This window comes from uncultured Stenotrophomonas sp. (assembly GCF_963519925.1).
Lineage (GTDB): Bacteria > Pseudomonadota > Gammaproteobacteria > Xanthomonadales > Xanthomonadaceae > Stenotrophomonas > Stenotrophomonas maltophilia_AE.
Window position 1 is genome coordinate 1 of the sequence record NZ_CAUQPH010000236.1, and the last position, 3,078, is coordinate 3,078.

A 3,078-nucleotide genomic window follows, 5' to 3' on the forward strand; every position below is an offset into this window, starting at 1 on the left:
GGCAACGGCGGCCCGGACGCCGTCCAGGCCGGCTCGCTGCGCCCGAGCGCGGCGCCCAGCTGGTCCACCGCCTCCTCGGCCAGGGTGCGGCAGGTAGTCAGCTTGCCGCCCAGCACGCTCAGCATCAGCGCGTCCTGCCGGTCCAGGTGCAGGCGGTAGTCGCGGGTGACCCTGGCCGCATCCAGGTGGTGGTCGGCCAGCAACGGGCGCACGCCGCTGTACTGCCACACCACATGTTCGGGCTGCACCGGGCTGCGCAGCCACGCATTGACCGCCGCGCACAGGTACGCCACTTCCGTTGGCGCGGCGCGCACCTGGGCGGGGTCGCCGTCGTAGTCCACGTCGGTAGTCCCGATAAGGCTGTAGTCCTGCTCGAACGGAATCACGAACACCACGCGCTGGTCCGGCTGCTGGAGCAGGTAAGCGCTGTCGTGCGCATACAGGCGCGGCACCACGATGTGGCTGCCCTGGACCAGGCGCAGGCCGATCGGTGCATCCATGCCGGCGCGCTCCAGCAGGTTGCCGGCCCAGGGGCCGGTGGCGTTGACCACGGCACGCACGCGCAGGCGCTGGATGCTGCCGTCGGGCCGGCGCAGCACCGCCAGCCAGTGATCGCGGTGGCGGATCAGCTGCTCGCAGCGCGTGCGCACCTGGATCTCGGCGCCGCGCTCGCGCGCATCCATCGCCGTGGCGATCACCAGGCGCGCGTCGTCCACGCGCGCATCGGAATAGCTGAAGGCGGTGCGCAGGCGCGGCTGCAGCACATGGCCGCGCGGGTCGCGGCGCAGGTCCACGCGCCGCGCGTGCGGAAACGCAGCGCCGGTGTCGGCCAGGTGGTCGTACAGCCACAGCCCCGCGCGCAGCATCCAGGCCGGGCGCAGGTGCCGTGCATGCGGCAGCAGGAACGAGGTCGGAGTGACCAGGTGCGGGGCCAGGCGCTGCAGCACGCTGCGTTCGCGCAGCGCTTTGCGCACCAGCGCGAGCTGGCCGAACTGCAGGTAGCGCAGCCCGCCATGGATCAGTTTGGTGCTGGCGCTGGAGGTATGCGCGGCTAGGTCGTCCTGTTCGCACAGGAGCACCGACCAGCCGCGCCCGGCCGCATCGCGGGCGATGGCCACGCCGTTGATGCCGCCGCCCACCACCAGGACATCCCGGATGTCGTCCATCGTCCGTTCCCCTTGCGCCCGACTGGAGTATCAGCAGACCGGTGGCAAGGCCGAATGAAAAGGCCGGAAACGACAACGGGCCCCGTGAGGGGCCCGTTGCAGGTACAGCGGCACTACCGGTCAGACGGTACCGATCAGGCGGTACCGTTCAGACGATACCTATCAGAAGCGGGCGCCGATGCCGAAGCCCACGGTCCACGGGTCCAGCTTGGCTTCATCGCCGGTGCCATTGCCGTTGACGGTCAGCTCCGGACGCGAATGCATGTAGCGCGCATCGGCACGGGCGAACCAGGTGCTGTTGATGTTCATGTCCACGCCGACGGTGCCGATGGCGCCCTTGGCGGTCTCCAGCCCGATGTGGCCGACATCGCTGGCCAGGTCTTCGTTGCTGAAGTTCGACTCGTAGTAGCCCACGCCCACGAACGGGCGGAACACGTTGTCGGCCTGGCCGAAGTGATACTGGCCGCTCAGCGCGATCGGCTGCTGTTCAACCGTACCCAGCTTGGCGTTGTTGGCGCCACGCACGCGGTGGTCGAACTTGTCGGCTGCGCCCCACAGTTCCACGGCCCAGTTGTCGTTGATGTAGTAGCTGAAGCTCAGCGTCGGCGCCGGGCCACCATCGACCTTGTCGATGCCTTCCAGCGGATCGTTCTTCGGCTGCAGCAGCGCAACGCCGCCGACAACGGCGAAATGCTTGCCCGACGCGGTGTCGGTGGTGCTGTCCTGCGCGAAGGCGGCAGGCGCGAAGGCAAGGGCAGTCAGGGTAGCCAGGGTCAGGGTGCGGATGGAGCGCATGGGGGAATCTCCTCAGGTATTTTTTTGTTCTGGGCCCCCTTTGCAGCGGGGCGAGGCAAACGTAGTCCCCACAACATGAATCGAATCCGACGCACGTTAAATTTTAGTTTGTTCCGTTCAGCCACCAGCGCGAAATCGTTGTCACAGCAGGCGATCATGCGGGACATGACATTCATGCATCTGGTGGCAGCGTGACGAACGCAGTGCATTGCATCGGCCTACCTGCGCAGGTGAACACGGGGTGCCGCGTACTCGTGCTGGGTTCCATGCCGGGCGTGGCATCGCTGCAGGCCGCGCAGTACTACGCGCATCCGCGCAATCGTTTCTGGCCGTTGATGGCAGCACTCACCGGTATCGATGCCGGCCTGCCTTACGCCGCGCGCGTGTGCGCCTTGCAGGCGGCGGGCCTGGGCCTGTGGGATGTGATCGGTGCCTGCGACCGGCGCGGCAGCCTGGACACTGCGATCGTGCGCGGCAGCGAGGTTCCCAATGCACTGCCGGCGCTGATCGCGCAGTTGCCACGACTGCAGGCCGTGGCCTGCAACGGTGGCACCGCGTACACCGCGTTCGTGCGTTTCATCCATCCGCAGCTGGACCCCCGCGCGGCATCGCTGCCGGTGTGGTCGCTGCCCTCGACCAGTCCGGCCAACGCGGCCTGGCCGCTGTCGCGCCTGCAGGCGGCGTGGCAGCCGCTGGCCGATGTGGTGGCAGGCTGAGCGGGACCACGGCGGGACAATACGGTACCGACTGGTGATGGCCGCAACAGGCTGTCCCGGGACAGGGGCATTGAAAATTGCCCAAGCCGGTTGGCGCAGGAGCCGCATGCCCCCACAATAGGCGATTCCCTACACCAGATTGCCGGAGTTATCCCCATGGCCGAAATCAAGGAAGCACTTGTCCCCGATATCGGTGACTACAGCGATATCCCGGTAATCGAGGTGCTCGTCGCCGTGGGTGACACGGTCAAGAAGGACCAGGGCCTGGTCACGCTCGAGTCGGACAAGGCCACCATGGAAGTGCCGTCCTCGGTCGCCGGCGTGGTCAAGGAAATCAAGGTCAAGGTCGGTGACAACCTGTCCGAGGGCAAGGTCGTGGCGCTGATCGAAGTGGCCGACGC

General features: G+C 67.3%; 4 protein-coding genes. 2 read left to right on the forward strand and 2 right to left on the reverse strand.

Annotation, left to right across the window (positions count from 1 at the left end; translation table 11 throughout):
• Together glpD and RWO33_RS19930 are read right to left on the reverse strand one after the other, a co-directional pair.
• Positions 1–1,166 (reverse strand): glycerol-3-phosphate dehydrogenase (gene glpD / locus RWO33_RS19925; RefSeq protein ID WP_314107170.1); only part of this gene is annotated, 1,166 nt, incomplete at its 3' end.
• 162 nt (positions 1,167–1,328) lie between these two features.
• The gene (locus tag RWO33_RS19930) at positions 1,329–1,961 is read right to left on the reverse strand and encodes an OmpW family outer membrane protein (RefSeq protein ID WP_145479109.1); all 633 of its coding nucleotides are present in this window, start codon (positions 1,959–1,961) and stop codon (positions 1,329–1,331) included.
• A gap of 191 nt (positions 1,962–2,152) precedes the next feature.
• Between RWO33_RS19930 and RWO33_RS19935 the strand changes: the two genes are divergently transcribed.
• Entirely contained in the window at positions 2,153–2,677 is a 525-nt protein-coding gene (locus RWO33_RS19935) for a DNA-deoxyinosine glycosylase (protein ID WP_314107173.1), read from the forward strand.
• 156 nt (positions 2,678–2,833) lie between these two features.
• Positions 2,834–3,078 (forward strand): biotin/lipoyl-containing protein (locus RWO33_RS19940; RefSeq protein ID WP_314107175.1); only part of this gene is annotated, 245 nt, incomplete at its 3' end.

Coding starts and splice junctions, on each gene's coding strand:
- RWO33_RS19930 (WP_145479109.1), bottom strand. CDS start 1,961: ATGCGCTCCATCCGCACCCTGACCCTGGCTACCCTGACTGCCCTTGCC.